Origin of the sequence: Micromonospora sp. NPDC003816, from assembly GCF_042874705.1 — a bacterium.
Classification (GTDB): Bacteria; Actinomycetota; Actinomycetes; order Mycobacteriales; family Micromonosporaceae; genus Micromonospora.
In genome coordinates this window covers 1,183,749-1,201,757 of record NZ_JBIANP010000001.1, presented here as the reverse complement: position 1 = coordinate 1,201,757, position 18,009 = coordinate 1,183,749, and the positions used below count along the sequence as shown (strand labels likewise).

Sequence of the window (18,009 nt, the reverse complement as noted above, 5' to 3'; positions counted from 1 at the left end):
ACGGGGAGAGGTCAGAGACCGCCGCCGACGCGCAGCACCGCGCCGCTGGTGTAGGAGGCGTCCGGGCCGAGCAGCCAGGCGATGGCGGCGGCGACCTCGTCGGGTTCCCCGGGACGACCCAGCGGGATCCGGCCGGCGGCACGCTCGGGCCGGTCCGGTTGCCCGGAGAGGGCGTGGATGTCGGTGCGGATGATGCCCGGCGCCACCGCGTTGACGCGGATGCCCCGGGGGGCCAACTCCTTGGCCAGGCCGACGGTGAGCGCGTCGGTGCCGGCCTTGACCGCGGCGTAGTGGACGTACTCGCCGGGACCGCCGAGGGTGGCGGCGACCGAGGAGATGTTGACGATCGCGCCGCCGGCCGCCATCCGCCGGGCGGCCTGCTGCGCGCAGAGCACGTAGCCGACCAGGTTGACGTCGACCACCTCCCGCAGGTCGTCCAGGCGCAGCTCGGTGAAGGGGCCGATCGGGCTGGTGACGCCGGCGTTGTTCACCAGGCCGGTGAGCGGGCCGAGGGCCTCGGCGGCGTCGAACAGGGCGGCCACCTGGTCGGGCTCGCGGGTGTCGGCGGGCACCGCGACGGCACGTACCCCGGTGGCGTGCAGCTCGGTCACGACGGCGTCGGCGGCGGCGTGGTCGCGACGGTAACCGAGAGCGAGGTGGTGGCCCACGCGGGCCAGCCGCCGGGCGGTGGCCGCGCCGATGCCGCGACCGCCGCCGGTGATGACGGTGACCGGTGCCATTGATCGTCTCCCCTGCCCCGAGCCGGTGTCGGCGACGTTACCGGGGCGCTGACCGGCGCCGGTAGCCGGGTGTGGCCGAGGACACGGCCGGTGATGGGGCGTGGCATACGCTCTCGCCGACGACGGTGTCGAGTGAGGAGCGCACATGGCGGGTGTGAGTGTCGGGGAACTGGTCGAGGACTTCGCGCTGCCGGACGAGACCGGCCGCCTCCGACGGCTGTCGGAGTTCCTGGCGGACGGGCCGGTGGTGCTGTTCTTCTACCCGGCCGCGATGACGCGCGGCTGCACCGCGCAGAGCTGCCACTTCCGTGACCTGGCGGCGGAGTTCGCCGCGGTGGGCGCGCAACGGGTGGGCATCAGCCGGGACCCGGTGCAGCGGCAGGCCGAGTTCTCCCGCCGCAACGACTTCGACTTTCCCCTGCTGTCCGACCCCGACGGCGCGGTGGCGGACCGGTTCGGGGTACGACGGCGGCTGCCGTTGGGCGCGTTGAGCACCCGACGGATGACCTTCGTGATCGGCACCGATCGACGTGTCGTCGAGGTGGTGCACAGTGAACTGGACATGAACCAGCACGCGGACCGGGCGCTGAAGGCGTTGGGGGGCTGATCTTCAGGTTGTCGCCGGGGACTGGTATCAAAGCAGGCGACTGAACACGTGTACGACGGATGAGGGAGCGCGATGGGTGTCGCTGGCCAGGGTTTGTCCGATGACGAGGTGCGCGGCATCCGAGAGGCGTTGGCCGCGGGACGCAAGCCGAAGGTGGTGTTCACGGCCTCGGCCGGTCAGATCGCCGGGCAGATCGGCCAGGTGGTCGAGCTGACCGACCCGGCGGTGTCCGACGAGTACGTGGTGGTGCGCTTCGGCCGCGACGAGTTGCCCTTCTCCCCCGGCGACGTGGCGGTGGCGCCCCGGGGTGCCGGCCGCCGACCGGCCGAGCCGAAGGTGGAGCCGGCGCCGGTCGAGCCGCCGGCGGCGGAGCCGGAGTTCGTGCTGGACCGGGTGCCGCAGCCCCGGCGCGAGGAGCCGGGTCGACAGGAGGAGCCGAAGGTGGAGACGGTCGAGTCCAAGCCCGCTGCGCGGCGGCCGGTCAAGGCGGCCAAGCCGAAGGGACCGGCCGGATTGACGGTCACCCTGGCGTACGCCGAGGGCGAGTGGACGGTGGCCGCGCAACAGGGCGGCAAGGTGCTGGCCAAGCCGTACGTGCTCAAGCCGGCCGAGGCGCTGCGGATGGTGGCGCTGGTCGACGTGCCCGGTGTGCACGAGGCGGTGGAGCAGATCCTGACGTCGGAGCGGTCCGAGGCCGAGCGGCAGGCCGAGAAGCTGCGGGCCGAGCTGGCCGAGATCGAGGCCCGGCTGGCGGAACTGCGCGAGGCGGGCTGAGTCCGGTACAGGTGAACGTGGGGCCCGGGACGGCGGTCGTCCCGGGCCCCACGTGTCTGCTCGCCCGGTCAGGCCGTGACGGTGCTCGGCTCGTGCCGGACCGGGAAGTTCACCGAGTTGGCGATGAAACAGACCCGGTGTGCGTGGTCGTGCAGTGCGGTCGCGGTGTCGGTGTCGGCGGGGTCGGCGAGGGTGACCCGGGGACGCAGGACGGCCTCGGTGAAGTGGCCGCTGCCCGTGGCGTTGTCGGTGGTCATGCTGCCGGTGGCGGTGTCGACGTAGTCGGTGACGACGATGCCGTTGTCGGCGCAGAGGTGCAGGTAGGCCAGCATGTGGCACTGGGACAGCGCGGCCAGCAGGAGCTGCTCGGGGTTCCACCGGGTGCGGTCGCCACGGAAGGTCGGGTCGGAGCTGCCGGCGATCGGGGGCGGGCCGTCGGCGGTGACGTCGTGGTCGCGTCGGTAGGCGCGGTAGCCGCTGGTGCCGGTGCCGAGGTTGCCGGTCCAGGTGACGGTGGTGCGGTAGGCGTGCTGGTGGGGCATCAGGTCATGGTGCCGGATCGGCCCGGGACGCGGGGTCCCGGGCCGATCCGGTCAGTGCTGCGGGATGTGCTTGACGCCGATGCGCTTGCGGAAGACCCAGTACGTCCAGCCCTGGTAGGCCAGCACGATCGGGGTGAAGAACACCGCCACCCAGGTCATGATCCTCAGCGTGTAGGGGGTCGAGGCGGCGTTGGTGGCGGTCAGCGTGCCGGCCGGGTCCAGCGTGGAGGGCATCACGATGGGGAACAGAGCGGCGAACAGGGTCGCCACGGCCAGGCCGATGGCCAGCGCGGTGCCGGTGAAGGCCCAGCCCTCACGACGGACGCGGGCGGCGGCGAGACCGCCGAGCAGTGCCAGGGCGGCGCCGGTGGCGAGCACCACGGCGGTGGGGCTGGAGCGGATGGTCAGGGTCCAGGTGAGGAACGCGACCGCCAGCACGGCGCTGACCACGCCGAGGCGTACGGCGAGGGTGGCGGCACGGCCCCGGATGTCGCCGACGGTCTTGAGGGCGATGAAGACGGCGCCGTGGGTGGCGAACAGCGCCGCGGTGGTCGCGCCGCCGAGCAGCGCGTACGGGTGCAGCAGGTCGACCAGTCCGCCGACGAACTCGTGGTCGGCGTCGAGGGGTACGCCGCGCAGGATGTTGGCGAAGGCCACGCCCCACAGGATCGCCGGGATGAGCGAGCCGAAGACGATGGCGTTGTCCCAGCGGCGCTTCCAGGACGCCTCGGGGCGTTTGTGGCGGTACTCGAAGGCGACGCCCCGGGCGATCAGGGCCAGCAGGATGAGCAGCAGCGGCAGATAGAAACCGGAGAAGAGGGTGGCGTACCACTCGGGGAAGGCGGCGAACATCGCGCCACCGGCGGTGATCAGCCAGACCTCGTTGCCGTCCCAGACCGGCCCGATCGTGTTGATCATGACCCGGCGTTCGCGGTCGTCGCGTCCCAGGACGGGTAGCAGCATGCCGACGCCGAAGTCGAAGCCCTCCAGGATGAAGTAGCCGGTGAACAGCACGGCGACGAGGAGAAACCAGATGGTGGTCAGTTCCACGGTGGGGCTCCGGGTCAGTAGGCGAACGCGAGCGGACGGTCCGCGTCGTCGTTGGTGTCGTCGGGTTCCGGGTCGGGCGTGACGTCGGGGACGCCGGCCTTCGCGTACCGGATCAGCAGTTTCACCTCGACCACGGCGAGGACGGCGTAGATGATCGTGAAGGCGGCGAAGCTGGTGAGCACCTCACCCAGGGAGACGCTGCGGGACACGCCGTCGCGGGTGAGCATCTCGCCGAAGACGATCCAGGGCTGGCGGCCCATCTCGGTGAAGATCCAGCCGAAGGAGTTGGCCAGCAGCGGCAGGACCGGCATGACCAGGCCGGCGCGGAGCAGCCACCTGCCGCGCGGCGTACGCCCCCTGCGCTGCGACCAGAGCACGAGCAGCGCGATGGCGGCGGCGGCGAGCCCGAAGCCGATCATGAATCGGAAGCTCCAGTAGGTGACCGGGATGATCGGCGTGTAGCTGCCGGGGCCGTACTGGGCGGTGTAGAGAGCCTGGAGGTCGTTGATGCCGTGCACGGTGCCGTTGGGGTCGCCGGTGCCCAGGTACGACAGCAGGTACGGGATCTTGATGGCGAACAGTTCCCGGCTGCCGTCGAGGCTGCCGATGGTGAGCACGGAGAACGAGGCGGGGCTCTCGGTGTCGTAGAGGCCCTCGGCGGCGGCCATCTTCATCGGCTGCACCTCGGTCATGATCTTGCCCTGGATGTCGCCGGTGATCACCACGACGGCGGCGGCGACCAGGGTGACCCAGGAGCCGAAGCGGGCCGCGAACCGGTACGCCGGGGTGTCCTCGCTGTCGGGGCGGCGGATCAGGTGCCACAGGGCGACCGCCACCAACAGTGATCCGGCGACCAGGAATGCACCGGCGATGGTGTGCGGGAAGGTGATCAGGGCGACCTTGTTGGTGAGCACGGCGACGAAGTCGGTCAGTTCGGCGCGCCCGGTCTCCGGGTTGATCCAGTAGCCGACCGGGTTCTGCATGAACGAGTTGGCGGCGAGGATGAAGTACGCCGACAGGTTGGTGCCGATCGCGGCGGCCCAGATGCTGGCCAGGTGCAGGCGTTTCGGCAGCCGGTCCCAGCCGAAGATCCACAGGCCGATGAAGGTGGATTCGAGGAAGAAGGCGACCAGTGCCTCGATGGCGAGCGGGGCGCCGAAGATGTCGCCGACGAAGCGGGAGTAGTCGCTCCAGTTCATGCCGAACTGGAACTCCTGCACGATGCCGGTGACCACGCCCATCGCGAAGTTGATCAGGAACAGCTTGCCGTAGAACTTGGTGAGCTTGAGGTACTTCTCGTCCCCGGTGCGGTGCCAGAGGGTCTGCAGGATGGCGACCAGGACGGAGAGTCCGATGGTCAGCGGTACGAAGAGAAAGTGGTAGACGGTGGTGACACCGAACTGCCAGCGGGCGACGTCCAACGCGTCCACCTGCGACCCCCAGGGCTGCTGATACTACGAGACGTAGTAAATACTACAGCCCGTCGTACGACGTGAGGTAGGGGCTGGCGACCCGAACCGTCCCGGGACCAATGACCCTGATCACCTCTGCCGTGCGACCCCCCTGTCCGGCACCGGTGGCTCCCGCCGTGCGACCATCACCGGCTGTGGACCACGCCCACTCCCCCTGGCAGCCGCCACTGATCTGGCGTACCGCCCAGTTGCTCGCCCGCGTCGTGGTCGGCGCGCTGGCCCGGCTGGAGGTCACCGGCGACATCCCCGCGCACCTGCGCGACGGGCCGCTGATCCTGGCCGCCAACCACCTCAGCCCGTTCGACCCGATCGTGCTCGCCGCCGCCTGCCGCAGCCGGCGGGTGGCGCCCCGGATCATGGCCACCGGGGGGCTGTTCCGCGCCCCGGTGATCGGCGCCGCCATGCGCCGCGCCGGGCACATCCGGGTCGACCGGGGCACCACCGGCGTCCACCGGGCCCTGGACGACGCCGCCGCCGCGGTCGCCGCAGGCGCGCCCATCCTGGTCTACCCCGAGGGACGGATCGGCCTCGACCCGGGCCTGTGGCCCGAACGCGGCAAGACCGGCACCGCCCGTCTGGCGCTGACCTGCGGCGCGCCCGTCGTGCCGGTGGCGCAGTGGGGCTCGCACGAGGTGCTGCCGTACCAGGCGCCCAAGGGTCTGCTCGGCGGCGTCGCCCGCGCGCTGGTCCGCCGTCCCACCGTCCGGGTGCACTTCGGCGACCCGGTCGACCTGACCGACCTGCGTCCGGGTACGCCCGGCGTCGCCCGCCTGGCCACCGACCGGATCATCGACGCCCTCACCGACACCCTCGTGCCGCTGCGCCGGGACGAACCCGACCGGCCCCGGCACGTCGACCCGGGCCGCCCGGTGGACACCAGCCGCTCCCACCGACGCCGCCCCGCCCCCGGCTGACCGCCACCGCCCGGTGCGCGCCGCTGTCCGGCGGGTGGCGAGGCCGGATCAGCCGGCCTGCTGGATCGCGCGCAACACCTCGGTGACCGCCGAGGCCACCGGCGCGACCGGCGTCGCCAGCGCCGCCAGGCGCTGCAGCAACGCCGTCACCCGCGCCGGTTCCGGATGCGGCCGGGCCAGTTGCGCCCGCAGCTCCGTGGCGACCGCGCGGGCCGGTTCGTCCAACTCGTCCCGGTGCCGGTCGAGCACCTCCACCAGCCGGGTCACCAGCGCCGGGACGTCCACGCCGGGCGCGGTGGCCCAGAGCGCGCCGCCGACCGCCGACGCACCCGGGCCGACGGCCTGGTTACCGACCTGACTGACCCCGCCGGACTGCTGGATGCCGTAGTTCGCCGACGTCTCCGACATGCGCCTCTCCCCTGTGTCTCACACCGGCCGTGGCCGCTCACCGCCACCGGCCGGTGGCGGCTGGCCGTGCTGTTCGGCCCGGGCACCGGACCCCACCGCCTGGTTGCCGACCACGCTGAGGCCGCCGGTCTGGACGATGCCCTGGTTGAGGATCATCGTCTGGCGGCTGCGGAACTCGGCGGTGTCCAGGCCCCGCTCGTCGAGGAAGTCCACGATCGCGGCGAGAACGTGCCGCTCCACCACCTTCAGGTGCTTCGCCGCGTCGAGCACCTGGAAGTAGTTGTGGTAGTCGGTGCCGGTCGCCAACTCCCGCACCCCGACCCGGGCGCCGTGGTCGTACCCGAGGTCCTCACGGGCCAACCGCCGCAGCCGCGCCTGTCGCGCCCGGTGCCGCAGCGCGTGACCCAGGTCGGTCAGCAACCGGCCGGCGGCACCGACGGCGGTCGGCACCAGCCGGTCGGTGGCGACCGCGAGCATCTGCACCAACTGCCGCGCCGACATCCAGTCGGTCAGCCGGTCCACCTCGTGGTACGCCCACCGGGGCGGCTCCAGCACCGTGCGGGCGCACTCCAGATAGAGCAGCTTCCCGTCGGTGGAGAAGTGCAGGAACGTGCCCGCCACCACCTCCGCGCCCCAGGACGGCACCAGCGCGCAGAGGTAGTGCCGGGCCGCGCCCTGCGGGTTCGCCGCCACCTGGCGGATCTCCTCCGGGGTGAAGCGCTGACGCGGCGCCCGTTCCTGGTCCGGCAGCAACCGGTGGTCCCCGGTCAGCAGGTGGCCGCCGACGAAGACCCGGTCCTCCAGCGTCAGCCCGGCCAGCCGGTCCGCCCCCAGGCCGGCGTCGAGCGAGGCCAGCCGCCCGCGTACGTGGTCGATCAGCTCCAGCACGGTGAACGGCGCCGGCTCCGGTCGGCTCAGCCCGGTGACGTGCTCGGCCGGGCGGATCGGTAGCGCGAACGACCATCCGGCCACCGGTGTGCCGTGCCCGACGAACGGCACGTACCCGCCGTAGACGGTGACGTTGCCGTGCTGGGCCTCGTCGACGGCGGCCAGCCGGTCGGCGTAGCGGGACGGCAGGGACACCTCGTCGGGCGCCGTCGCCAGGAACCGGTCCCGCCGCAACCGGGTCAGCAGCAGCCAGCGGGTGCCGTGCAGATGGATCGCGAGTGCCAGGAACGCGGCGATCCCGGCCGGCAACGCCAGCCACGGTCGCCCGACCAGCCACCCGGCCGGGCTGGACTCCACGACGGTGACCAGGTGGAACTGGATCAGCAGCACCAGGGCGCTCAGCGCGACGACGATCATGCCCAGCAGCGGACCGAGCATCCGCTCCCGGGTCGGGCGGAACGGAGTCAGGGAGGTGCCGACCCGCATCGCGCCGATCACCAACAGGGTCCACAGCGGGGCGAGCAGCACCGCCAGGCCACCGAAGACCAACAGCCGCAGGTCCCGGCGACGACGCCGGTGGCGGGCCACCAGGCAGTGCCGCAGCACCGGCGAGACGTCGAAGCCCACCGAGGGCGCCACCGCCCGCAACTCGTCGCCGAGCACCTCGTCGAGCACCCGTTCGGCGAACCGCTCGTCGGTGTGCGCGGCCACGCACAGGTAGCGGGTCGCCTCACTGTGCACCGGCGGCGGCGACGGGCGTTGCCCCGGCACCAGCGGATCCGTCCGTGCGGTCATCCCGGCCAACCCCCGTCCACCCGGCGCGGACGCGCCTCGGATCGTGTCGCGGCCACCGCCAGCAGCGGGCCGTAGAACAGCCCGGCCTGCAGCGCGTCGGTGACCGTCACGCTCATCCACCGCTGCGGGTCGCTGGACAACACGAGATCGTCGGGCACGAGCAGCATGCCGACGAGCGCCCCGCCGAACGCGGCGAGCACCGTGGCCACGCCGACCACGCCGACGACCGCGCACATCCGGTAGACCGCAGACGGCGCGGGTCGGTCCGCCAGCCAGCGCAGCAGCCACACCGTGCCGGCGACGAACAGCAGCGTGCGCAGGTTCTCCGAGATCCAGTAACCGACCATCGGAGGCTGCGCCGGTGCCAGCTCCCACCGGGGCCAGGTCACCGCCCAGAGCAGGACGCGAAGCAACTCCGCCGCCAGCCCCGGCACCCCGTCGGCGGTGGGTAGGTCGGCGGCCCACCCTCGGACCAGTTCGGCGCCCCACCGGCTCCCGCCGGCCACCGCCACCGCCACGAACAACCAGGCGCCGGCGGGTGTCCGGCGCGGCTGCGGCGACTGGTCCGGCGGGGTGACCCGGGGCGGCAGCGGATCGACCGGGTGCGCGGTCAGCGTCGACCGGGGCGCCGTCGGCGGCCCGGGCTGTGGGAACGGCTGCCACGGCATCACTGCCCCATGGTGACCGTCGCGCAGCGCGTTAGGATGATCACTGTCCGGAATCCGGCACCGGCGACGGGCACCCGTCGGTCACCGGTCGGTCGTCCGCAGGCCACCGGCGGCGGGCATACTGCGCTGCGTGCCCTCCGGTCACCCGTACCTCGACGCCCCGACGCCGCTGGCCTTCGCGCACCGGGGCGGTGCCGGCGACGGCGACGAGAACACCACGGCCGCCTTCGCCCGCGCCGTCGAGCTGGGCTACCGGTATGTGGAGACCGACGTGCACGGCACCGCCGACGGCGTCGCGGTGGTGTTCCACGACCACACCCTCGAACGGCTCACCGGGCAGCGCGGCCGGCTCTCCGCGCTGCGCTGGGCCGACCTGGCCACGGTACGCGTCGGCGGGGCCGCCGCCGTGCCCCGCCTGGACGAGGTGCTCGACGCCTGGCCGCAGGTGCGCTTCAACATCGACGTGAAGTCCGACCTGGGCGTGGCACCGACGGTGTCCACCGTGGCGCGGGCCGGCGCCGGTGACCGGGTGCTGCTGGCCTCGTTCAGCGACGCCCGGCTGACCCGGCTGCGCGCCCTCACCCACGGTCGGGTCGCCACCAGCCTCGGCGTACGCGGAGTGGCCCGGCTGCGCTGGTCCTCGCTGACCGGTCGGCCGCTGCGGCTACCGCCGTCGGTGGTGGCCGCCCAGGTGCCGGTGCGCTTCGGCCGGATCCCGGTGGTGGACCGCCGCCTGCTGCGCACCGCCCATCGACTCGGCGTGCAGGTGCACGTCTGGACGATCGACGAACCTGACGAGATGCACGAGTTACTTGATCTCGGTGTGGATGGCATCATGACCGACCACGTCGGCGTGCTGCGCGACGTCTACCGCAGCCGCGGCCACTGGGCCGCCTGAACACCCCGGGCAAAGGACCCCACATGGCCGAGACGGCGACCCCTGCCGCGCAGGACGACACCCCGCAACCCGCCAGTACGCGTCGCGAGCGCACCGGCTGGTACATCTACGACTGGGCCAACTCGGCCTTCCAGACCACCGTCATCACGGTGTTCCTCGGGCCGTTCCTGACCAGCGTGGCCAAGATGGCCGCCGGCTGCGAACTCGGCGCCGACGACTGCAGCGGGTACGTCTACCCGCTGGGCATCAAGGTGGCCGCCGGCTCGTACTACCCGTACCTGATCTCGCTGTCGGTGCTGCTGACCGTCTTCGTGCTGCCGGTGATCGGCGCGATCGCCGACCGGTCGCTGCACAAGAAGCGGCTGCTGGCCGCCACCGCGTTCACCGGCGCCGGCGCGACCATCGGGATGCTCTTCGTCACCGGCGACCGGTACCTCCTCGGCGGCGCCCTGTTCATGATCGCCAACATCAGCTTCGGTGCGGCGATCGTGGTCTACAACTCGTTCCTGCCGCAGTTGGGCGGGCCGGACGAACGCGACGGCATCTCCAGTCGCGGCTGGGCGCTGGGCTACCTCGGCGGTGGCCTGCTGCTGGCGTTCAACCTGGTCGCGGTGCAGTCGTTCGACAACGGCACCCCGGAACGCACCCTCGACCTGGCCCGCTGGTCCATCGTCTCGGCGGGCGTGTGGTGGGCGGTGTTCACCCTGGTGCCGCTGCGCTGGTTGCGCGAGCGTCCCACCGCCGCCGCGGTCGCCGCCGGTCCCGGCGGCAACGTGCTCACCGACGGGTTCCGGCAACTGGGCCGCACCCTGCGGGAGATCAAGGCGTACCCGCTGACGCTGTTCTTCCTGCTGGCGTTCCTGGTCTACAACGACGGCATCCAGACCGTCATCACCCTGGCCAGCCAGTACGGCACCGAGGAACTGCGGCTGGACCAGAGCACCCTGATCGTGACGATCCTGCTGGTGCAGTTCCTGGCGTTCGGGGGCGCGCTCGGCCTCGGCTGGCTGGCCGGGCGGATCGGCGCGTGGAAGACGATCCTGCTGAGCCTGGTGCTGTGGACCGCGGTGATCCTCGGCGCGTTCCGGCTGCCGGCCGAGGCACCGGTGCCGTTCATGGTGCTCGGCGCCGCCATCGGCCTGGTCCTCGGCGGCAGCCAGGCGCTGAGCCGATCGCTGTTCAGCCAGCTCATCCCCGCCGGCAAGGAGGGCGAGTACTACGGCTTCTACGAGATCAGCGACAAGGGCACCAGTTGGTTGGGGCCGCTCGCGTTCGGTCTGGTGTTCCAGCTCACCAACTCCTACCGGGTGGGCCTGGTCTCCTTGCTGATCTTCTTCGTGGTCGGGTTCCTGCTGCTGCTGGCGGTGCCGATCCGGCGGGCGATCGTGGCCGCCGGCAACACGCCGCCACGGGTGCTGTGAGGCACACCGGCGGGCCGTCGGTGGACCGGTGGGCGCCGTCGATCGGCTAGGCTGCCGGTCCGTGACGAGCGCCGGAGACCCCGTACCCACCTGCCTGGCCCGCCCCCGGATGGCCGGTCCGGGCGATCCGTCGGCCGGGTGCGTGGCCGCCCGTGGCGTCGACGGGCGGCCGGCACACGCCGCCGCGCTGCGCTTCTACTGGGGTCCGATGGACTGCGGCAAGTCCACGATGGCGTTGCAGATGAACTACAACCACTCCCGGCAGGGCCGCCGGGGACTGGTCACCACCCGCATCGACCGTTCCCTGGGCCCGCAGGTCACCACCCGCATCGGGCTGGCGCACGAGGCGATCGAGGTCACCGACGCGCTCGACCTGCGCGCCCTGGTCCGCGACGCCTGGGCCGACGGGGTACGGGTGGACTACCTGATCTGCGACGAGGCCAGCTTCTACTCCGTCGAGCACGTCGAGCAGATGGCCGACCTGGTCGACAGCTACGACGTCGACGTGTACGCCTTCGGACTGGCCACCGACTTCCGGTCCTGCCTCTTCCCGGCCGCCCGACGGCTGTTCGAACTGGCCGACTCGGTGGCACGGATCCAGGTCGAGGTGCTCTGCTGGTGCGGCCGGGAGGGTCTGCTCAACGCCCGGGTCGCGGGCGGGCGGATCGTCCGCGAGGGCGAGCAGGTGGTGATCGGCGACACCGTCGACGACGCCGACGTGCGATACCAGGTGCTGTGCCGCCGCCACCACCGCAACGGCGACCTCGGTCCACGCGCCACCGCCTGCGCCGACTCCTGAACCGCCGCCGAGGCGTCGGATAACGAAACGATCACTGCTGCGAACCTTTTCCGGGGGCCTGCCGCTTCTGGTGCGTGACGAGAAGCGCACACGGGCCGCACCGGCCCGCGTACCGGCGGGGGTGCAGGACGGATGAGGTTCGCGTGGCGGCGTGCCCGGGGCACGAGGGGCCTGCTGCTCGCCGCGGCCGGAGCGGCACTGGTGGCGACCCTCGCCCTGACCGGCCTGGCCGCCTACAACCGGGACGTGGTCGACTCGGGCACCCGCAACGTGCTCGCCGAGGCCACCGCGGCGGAACGGTCGCTGCTGGTCCGGGCCTCCGCCGGCCGCACCGCCGACGCGCTGCGCGACCGCGACGCCGCACTGCGCGCCCAGGTCGACACCGACCTGGGCGGGTTGCCCGCGCAGGTCACCGCCGCCGGGTACGCGGCCGGACGGCAGTTGCGCGGCGACACCGGGAACGCCGTCGCCGACCGCACCGGCACCACGTACGCGTCGGTGATGTTCCTCGACGACCTGCCCGCGCACGCCCGGCTGGCCGCCGGCACCTGGCCGCAGGCCGGAGCGGACCCGGTGCAGACCGCCCTCGCCGAGGCGGCGGCCCGCACCCTCCGGGTCGACGTCGGTGACCGCGTCCCGATCACCGACGGGCTCACCGGACAGATCACCGAGGTGACCGTCACCGGGCTGTTCACGCCGCTGGACCCGGACGCCGCGTACTGGCGGCTGGCACCCGAGACGGCCACCGGCGCGTTGCCGCAGTCGGCCACGTACGGGCCGATGACGGTGGCCCGCGACGACTTCGTCACCCACTTCCTGCCCAACGCCTCCGCCGGCTGGCTGGTCGAACCCGACCTGACCGCGGTCGGCCCCGCCGCCCTGGACCAGGTGGCCGAGGCCGCCGGCCGGATCACCACCAGCACTCCGGCCGAGGCCGGACTGGGCGAGTCGGCGATGGCCACCAGCGACCTCGCCACCCTGGTACGCCGGCTGCAACAGGCCACCCTCGTCGGCCGGTCGGCGTTGGTCACCCCGATGCTGCTGGTGGTGGTACTCGGCGGGTACGCGTTGCTGCTCGTCGCCGTGCTGCTCACCGAGCACCGCCGGGGCGAGACCGCGCTGCTGCGGGCCCGGGGTGCCGCCCGGCGGCAACTGGCCGGGCTGACCGCCCGGGAGGCCACCCTGGTCGTGCTGCCGGCTGCGGTGCTCGCGCCGCTGCTCGCCGGGCAGGTGCTCGGGCTCGCCGGCCGCCTGCCGTGGCTCAGCGCGGTGTCGCTGCGGCCGGACGTCGTGCCCGGCGCGACGGTGTGGTTGGTCGCCGGGGCGGCGGCGGCCGGCTGTGCGCTGGCGATGATCGGGCCGAGCCTGCGCCGGGGCGACAGCTACGTCGCCGACCTGGCCAGCCGGTCCCGGCCCCGCCGTCGCGGCATGGTGCAGCGGGCCGGCCTGGACGTGCTGCTGGTCGGGCTGGCCCTGCTCGCCTGGTATCAGCTCAGCCGCTACTCCTCACCGTTGTCCCGGTCCCGGGGCGGTGACCTGGGGGTGGATCCGCTGCTGGCCGCCGCACCCACGCTCGGGGTCCTGGCCGGCGCGGTGCTGGCGCTGCGTCTGCTGCCGCCGCTGGTCCGGCTCGCCGAACGGTGGGTGGACCGCAAACCGTGGACCGCCGTCATGCTCGGCACCTGGCAGGCCGGGCGACGGCCGCACGCCGGCCCGGTGCTGCTGCTGGCCCTCGCCGTCGCGGTCGGCACCCTCGCCTGGTCCCTGGCCGGCACCTCCCGTCGGTCGCTGGACGACCAGGCAGCGCACCTGGTCGGCGCCGATCTGCGCCTCACCGAGGTCAACGGCGCAGCCGCCGCCGAGCGGGCCGACCGACTCGCCGGGCTGCCGGGCGTGCAGGTGCCGCTGCCGGCCTGGCGCGACACGGTACGACTCGGGCCGGCCGCCGCCCCGGCCACCATGCTGGCGGTCGACGCCGACGCCGCCGGCCCGGTGGTGCGGCTGCGGGCCGACCTGGCCGGCGGCTCCACCGCCGACCTGCTCGACACGCTCACCGCCGGCCGGGTCGAGGCTCCCGGCACGGTGCTGCCGGCGGGCACCCGGCGGTTGACCGGCCAGGTGAGCACCCGGATCGCCGACACCGAGACGAACTCCCCGGTGCGCCACCACGTGGTGCTGCTCGACCCGCACGGCACGCACCGCAGGCTGGCACTGGGCTCCGGCGACCGGGACGGCACGCCGCTGCGGTTCGCCGTCGACCTGCCGACCGGTCCCGGCCCGTGGCGGTTGGCCGGTTTCGCCACGGAGACCCTCGGGGCGCCACGGATGAGCCTCGACTGGCGCCTGTCCGACCTGCGGGCCAGCCCGGACGGATCCCCCGGCACCCCGGTCGCGCTGACCGGGGACGGCGCCTGGCACCTGGTCGACCGGACCGGTGCCGCCACCGGGTCGACCGCCTCCGACGCCGGACTGACCGCCCGTTACGCGCGGGACGTGCCGGGCGGCTGGTTCGCCCGCAGTACGCCGGTGCAACTGGCCGTGGCACGCACCGCCGCCCCGACCCGGGTGCCGGTGGTGGCCACCACGGCGGCCCTCGACGCGTTGCGCCTGGACGTGGGTGCGCAGACCCGGCTGTTCCTGGGCGGGGCCGAGGTGGACGTGGTGGTCGTCGACGCCGTGGCGGCGCTGCCCGGTGACACCGAGGCCGCCGCGTTGCTGGTGGACCTGCCCTCACTGGGTGCCCGGCTCTTCCACGACCACGGTCTCGTCCGGTCACCGCAGGAGTGGTGGCTGGCGGTAAGGCCCGGTGAGACGGAGAGCGTGGCCGAGGCCGCCGTCGCGCTCGGCGGCCTGACCGTGCTGGCCCGCGAGGACGTCGCCGCCGAGTTGGCCCGCGACCCGTTCGGGGTGGGCGCGCGAGGTGCCCTCTTCGCCGCCGCGCTGGCCGCGGTGCTGCTGGCCGCCGTGGGCGTGGCCGTGGACGTCAGCGCCACCGCGCGGCGGCGGGCCACCGAACTGGCGGTGCTGCACACCCTCGGCGCCGGTCAGCGCCTGGTGGCCCGCTCCCTGCTGGCCGAGCAGGCCTTCCTCGCCGGGATGGGGGTGCTGGTCGGCCTGCTGGTGGGCGTCGGGGTGGCCGCGACCATGGCACCCCTGGTCATCCTGACCCCGTCCGCCGAACGCCCCCATCCACCACCGCTGCTGAGCGTCGACTGGCCACCGGTGCTCGCCACCGGCGTGGGCCTGCTCGCCCTGGCACTGGCGTTCAGCGCCGCCGTCTCCACCGGCATGCGCCGTCGCCTGACCGTCACGGATGGAGCGACCCGATGACGGGCCGGATCAGGGTGTACGCGGGCCAGGTGGCGCTGCTGGCGCTGTTGGGTCTGGTCGCGGCGATGCTGGTGACCGCCGCGCCGCGCCTCGCCGACGGGTACGCCGACCGGGGGCTGCGCGCCGACGTCGCGCACCTGCCGCACCTGGTCCGTGACATCTCCTTCGGCGTGGCGCGGCCCGCGCCGGCCGCCGCCGGGCAGGCCGAGCTGGACCGGTACGCCGCCGCGCTGCCGCAGCCACTGCCCGACCTGGTGGACCGCCGGTGGTACGCGTCCTCGATCGACCCGGAGCACCTGCTCGCGTACGGCGACGCACCACCCATGGACGGCGGGGCGCGGAAGCTGTTCGGGGTACGCGCCCAGACCGGCGTCGAGGAGGCGGTCGAGGTGACCGCCGGGCGGTGGCCGCGTACGCAGGCGGGCGGCCCGGCGGAGTTGGCGGTGTCGGTGGAGGTGGCCGAGACGCTGTCCCTGCGGCCCGGCACCGACCTGCGGTTCGGGGGCGGGAACCGGCAGGCCCGGGTACGTGTCGTCGGGGTGTTCACGCCGCGCGACGCCGCCGACCCGGTCTGGGACGACCTGCGGCAGGCACTGAGCCCGACCGTGCCGCTGCTCGACGGCGACCCGTACGTGGTGGCGGGTGTGACCGACTGGGCCGGGATGGACGTGGTCTCGGCCGGTGCCGGGGTGCCGGCGGTGAGCGGCTGGCGGTACCGGCTCGACGAACGGCGGTTGGACACCGGGGTGCTCGACGCGGTCACCGCGGCGGTGGCCGAGACCCGCCGCTCCGAGACGGTCCCGGGCGCGCTGGTGCAGACCTCGCTGGACACCGCGCTGGTGCGCTTCGCCGACGCGCTGCGGTCGGTGCGGGCGTTGCTGGCCGTCGTGCAGACCGGGCTGCTCGCCAGCCTGCTCGGGCTGATCGTGCTGGCGGCCCGGCTCGCGGTCCGGCGCCGACGGGCGGAACTCACGCTGCTGCGGGCGCGGGGTGCCTCGCTGGCCACGATCGGTCGCCGGCTGCTCGCCGAGGCGGTGCCGGTGCAGCCGCTCGCGGTGCTGCTGGGTGCCCTGGCCGGGGCGGCGGTGCCGGGCCGCTCGACCGGGGTGCCCTGGCTGGTGCCGGTGCTGGCGGTACTCACCACCGTCGTGGTGCCGGTGCTGGCGGTGCTCGCGTACCGGCGGGTCGGTGTGGTCGCCGGCCGCGCGGACGTGGTGGCGCAGCGCCCGAGCGCACGCCGGCTCACGCTGGAGGCGGGCGTGCTGGTGCTCGCCGGTCTCGGCGTGGTGCTGCTGCGCCGCCGGGGCCTGGACGTGGCCGGCGGCGTCGACGCGTACCTCAGTGCGGTGCCGGTGCTGGTCGCGGTCGCCGCCGCGCTGGTGGCGATCCGGTTGCTGCCGTGGCCGCTGCGGTTGGTCGGCCGCTTCGCCACGCGGTCCCGGGGCGCGATGCTGTTCCTCGGCGTGGCCCGCGCCGGTCGGGGTGCGCCGGTGGCGTGGGGGCCGTTGGCGGTGCTGATCGTCGCGGTCAGCACCGGCGTCTTCGGCGGCGTGGTGACGACCACGGTGGCCGACGCCCGGGACCGGGCGGCGACCCTGAGCATCCCGGCCGACGCCTGGTTGACCGGCTACACCTTCGCCCCGGACGCCGCCGACGAGATCGGGACGGTGCCCGGGGTGCAGGCGGTGGCCCGGGTCTGGGTGGAGTCGAACCGGCGGCTGCTCTCCGAGAGCGGCCCGGGGGCACGTCAGCTCGGTCAGGCCCGGGTGCTGGTGGTGGACGCCCCGGCGTTCGCCGAGGTCGTGGCGCGCAGCGGGGTGGACGTCGACGTGCCGGCCGCGTTGCGCGACGCGGCCCGTGGGGACGGGCCGGTGCCGGCGGTGGTCTCGCCCCGGGTGGCGGCGGAGATCGGCGACGGCGCGGTGGCCGACGTGCAGAGCCGGTGGTACGCCTTCCAGGTCGCCGGCATCGCCGACGCCTTCCCCGGCGTGGGGCCCGGCGTCGAGCGGTTCGTGGTGCTGCCGTGGCAGGCGCTGCCCGAGTACGAGTACACCCCGATCGTGCCCAACCGGTACTTGCTCGCCACCGACGGCGTGGACGAGGCGCGGTTGCTGGCGGTGGCCGACGAGACGCAGCGGCGGCGGCAGTCCGACGTGCTCGGCAGGGAGGTCACGCGGACCCAGGTGCCGGCGGCCCTCCAGACCCGGCAGGCGTACCGGGAGGGGTTGGAGCGTACCGGGGCCAACGAGGTGTTGACCCTGGCGTTCACCGTGGGTGCGGCCGGTGGCACCGCGCTGGCGGTCCTGGCCGTCGGGTTCGCGGTGGTCGCCGACGCCGCCGGTCGGGGGCGGACGCTGTCGCGGCTGCGCACCCTGGGCCTGTCGGCGGCGGGCGGTCGGCGGCTTCTCGTGTACGAGCTGGTGCCGCTGGTGGTGGTTGCGGCGTCGACCGGCGCGGCGGTGGGGGTGGCCCTGCCCCGGCTGCTCGGTCCGACCCTGGGGCTGGCCGCGTTCGCCCCCGGGGTCCCGATCCGCGACCACCTGGATCCGCTGGTCGTGGGCGGGGTGCTGGTGCTGGTGGTGCTCGGCCTGCTGGCCGGGCTGGTGGTGGAGAACCTGGTGAACCGGCGGATGCGCCTCGGTGAGGTGCTGCGCCTGGGAGAGGAGAACCCGTGAGCGAGCGTCAGCGAGCGGATCGTGGACC

15 protein-coding genes are annotated in these 18,009 nt (G+C 73.8%); 8 read left to right on the top strand and 7 right to left on the bottom strand.

The window, feature by feature from the left end; translation table 11 throughout:
* Positions 1-11 precede the first annotated feature (11 nt).
* On the bottom strand, positions 12-740 hold the full coding sequence (locus ACFYTT_RS05110; RefSeq protein ID WP_387257842.1) for an SDR family NAD(P)-dependent oxidoreductase: 729 nt from the start codon (positions 738-740) through the stop codon (positions 12-14).
* Between the two features lie 145 nt (positions 741-885).
* On the opposite strand from ACFYTT_RS05110, the gene ACFYTT_RS05105 reads away from it, so the two are divergent.
* Together ACFYTT_RS05105 and ACFYTT_RS05100 are read left to right on the top strand one after the other, a co-directional pair.
* Complete coding sequence (locus ACFYTT_RS05105) at positions 886-1,347, top strand: peroxiredoxin (RefSeq protein ID WP_131052279.1); 462 nt, start codon at positions 886-888, stop codon at positions 1,345-1,347.
* A 72-nt stretch (positions 1,348-1,419) separates the two neighbouring features.
* Positions 1,420-2,121, top strand: a complete 702-nt coding sequence (locus ACFYTT_RS05100; RefSeq protein WP_387257841.1) for a hypothetical protein — start codon at positions 1,420-1,422, stop codon at positions 2,119-2,121.
* 68 nt (positions 2,122-2,189) lie between these two features.
* On the opposite strand, the gene ACFYTT_RS05095 is transcribed toward ACFYTT_RS05100, so the two are convergent.
* Genes ACFYTT_RS05095 through ACFYTT_RS05085 form a run of 3 tightly spaced genes read right to left on the bottom strand, consistent with a single transcriptional unit; the run spans position 2,190 to position 5,143 of the window.
* On the bottom strand, positions 2,190-2,663 hold the full coding sequence (locus ACFYTT_RS05095) for an OsmC family protein (protein WP_387257840.1): 474 nt from the start codon (positions 2,661-2,663) through the stop codon (positions 2,190-2,192).
* Between the two features lie 51 nt (positions 2,664-2,714).
* Entirely contained in the window at positions 2,715-3,713 is a 999-nt protein-coding gene (cydB, locus tag ACFYTT_RS05090) for a cytochrome d ubiquinol oxidase subunit II (protein WP_387257839.1), read from the bottom strand.
* Between the two features lie 14 nt (positions 3,714-3,727).
* Complete coding sequence (locus ACFYTT_RS05085) at positions 3,728-5,143, bottom strand: cytochrome ubiquinol oxidase subunit I (protein ID WP_387257838.1); 1,416 nt, start codon at positions 5,141-5,143, stop codon at positions 3,728-3,730.
* Positions 5,144-5,319: 176 nt separating this feature from the next.
* Here ACFYTT_RS05085 and ACFYTT_RS05080 point away from each other — a divergent pair, with 176 nt between their 5' ends.
* On the top strand, positions 5,320-6,099 hold the full coding sequence (locus tag ACFYTT_RS05080; RefSeq protein WP_357213513.1) for a lysophospholipid acyltransferase family protein: 780 nt from the start codon (positions 5,320-5,322) through the stop codon (positions 6,097-6,099).
* Positions 6,100-6,147: 48 nt separating this feature from the next.
* Here the strand turns inward: ACFYTT_RS05080 and ACFYTT_RS05075 are convergent, their stop codons facing one another.
* Genes ACFYTT_RS05075 through ACFYTT_RS05065 form a run of 3 tightly spaced genes read right to left on the bottom strand, consistent with a single transcriptional unit; the run spans position 6,148 to position 8,858 of the window.
* Positions 6,148-6,507: a hypothetical protein gene (locus tag ACFYTT_RS05075; RefSeq protein WP_176094134.1), complete on the bottom strand. Its 360-nt coding sequence runs from the start codon at positions 6,505-6,507 to the stop codon at positions 6,148-6,150.
* An 18-nt stretch (positions 6,508-6,525) separates the two neighbouring features.
* The gene (locus ACFYTT_RS05070) at positions 6,526-8,190 is read right to left on the bottom strand and encodes a hypothetical protein (RefSeq protein ID WP_176094133.1); all 1,665 of its coding nucleotides are present in this window, start codon (positions 8,188-8,190) and stop codon (positions 6,526-6,528) included.
* Positions 8,187-8,858: a hypothetical protein gene (locus ACFYTT_RS05065; RefSeq protein WP_387257837.1), complete on the bottom strand. Its 672-nt coding sequence runs from the start codon at positions 8,856-8,858 to the stop codon at positions 8,187-8,189. The genes ACFYTT_RS05070 and ACFYTT_RS05065 overlap by 4 nt, the downstream gene beginning before the upstream one ends.
* A 130-nt stretch (positions 8,859-8,988) precedes the next feature.
* On the opposite strand from ACFYTT_RS05065, the gene ACFYTT_RS05060 reads away from it, so the two are divergent.
* The 5 genes from ACFYTT_RS05060 (at position 8,989) to ACFYTT_RS05040 (ending at position 17,981) form a co-directional block, all read left to right on the top strand.
* Entirely contained in the window at positions 8,989-9,756 is a 768-nt protein-coding gene (locus tag ACFYTT_RS05060) for a glycerophosphodiester phosphodiesterase (RefSeq protein WP_176094131.1), read from the top strand.
* A 23-nt stretch (positions 9,757-9,779) separates the two neighbouring features.
* Positions 9,780-11,177 (top strand): MFS transporter, encoded by a 1,398-nt coding sequence (locus ACFYTT_RS05055; protein WP_176094130.1) that lies wholly within the window; start codon positions 9,780-9,782, stop codon positions 11,175-11,177.
* A gap of 109 nt (positions 11,178-11,286) precedes the next feature.
* Positions 11,287-11,976, top strand: coding sequence for a thymidine kinase (locus tag ACFYTT_RS05050; RefSeq protein WP_176095847.1), 690 nt, complete (start codon positions 11,287-11,289; stop codon positions 11,974-11,976).
* 132 nt (positions 11,977-12,108) lie between these two features.
* Positions 12,109-15,306, top strand: coding sequence for an FtsX-like permease family protein (locus tag ACFYTT_RS05045; RefSeq protein ID WP_387257836.1), 3,198 nt, complete (start codon positions 12,109-12,111; stop codon positions 15,304-15,306).
* Entirely contained in the window at positions 15,303-17,981 is a 2,679-nt protein-coding gene (locus ACFYTT_RS05040; RefSeq protein ID WP_387257835.1) for an ABC transporter permease, read from the top strand. Before ACFYTT_RS05045 ends, ACFYTT_RS05040 begins: the two co-directional genes overlap by 4 nt.
* Positions 17,982-18,009 lie beyond the last annotated feature (28 nt).

Bases quoted from the DNA above. Each gene is read 5' to 3' on its own strand.
- ACFYTT_RS05055 (WP_176094130.1), top strand. From the start codon at position 9,780: ATGGCCGAGACGGCGACCCCTGCCGCGCAGGACGACACCCCGCAACCC.
- ACFYTT_RS05100 (WP_387257841.1), top strand. From the start codon at position 1,420: ATGGGTGTCGCTGGCCAGGGTTTGTCCGATGACGAGGTGCGCGGCATC.
- ACFYTT_RS05110 (WP_387257842.1), bottom strand. From the start codon at position 740: ATGGCACCGGTCACCGTCATCACCGGCGGCGGTCGCGGCATCGGCGCG.
- ACFYTT_RS05070 (WP_176094133.1), bottom strand. From the start codon at position 8,190: ATGACCGCACGGACGGATCCGCTGGTGCCGGGGCAACGCCCGTCGCCG.
- ACFYTT_RS05095 (WP_387257840.1), bottom strand. From the start codon at position 2,663: ATGCCCCACCAGCACGCCTACCGCACCACCGTCACCTGGACCGGCAAC.
- ACFYTT_RS05075 (WP_176094134.1), bottom strand. From the start codon at position 6,507: ATGTCGGAGACGTCGGCGAACTACGGCATCCAGCAGTCCGGCGGGGTC.
- ACFYTT_RS05050 (WP_176095847.1), top strand. From the start codon at position 11,287: ATGGCCGGTCCGGGCGATCCGTCGGCCGGGTGCGTGGCCGCCCGTGGC.
- ACFYTT_RS05040 (WP_387257835.1), top strand. From the start codon at position 15,303: ATGACGGGCCGGATCAGGGTGTACGCGGGCCAGGTGGCGCTGCTGGCG.
- ACFYTT_RS05045 (WP_387257836.1), top strand. From the start codon at position 12,109: ATGAGGTTCGCGTGGCGGCGTGCCCGGGGCACGAGGGGCCTGCTGCTC.
- ACFYTT_RS05105 (WP_131052279.1), top strand. From the start codon at position 886: ATGGCGGGTGTGAGTGTCGGGGAACTGGTCGAGGACTTCGCGCTGCCG.
- ACFYTT_RS05065 (WP_387257837.1), bottom strand. From the start codon at position 8,858: ATGCCGTGGCAGCCGTTCCCACAGCCCGGGCCGCCGACGGCGCCCCGG.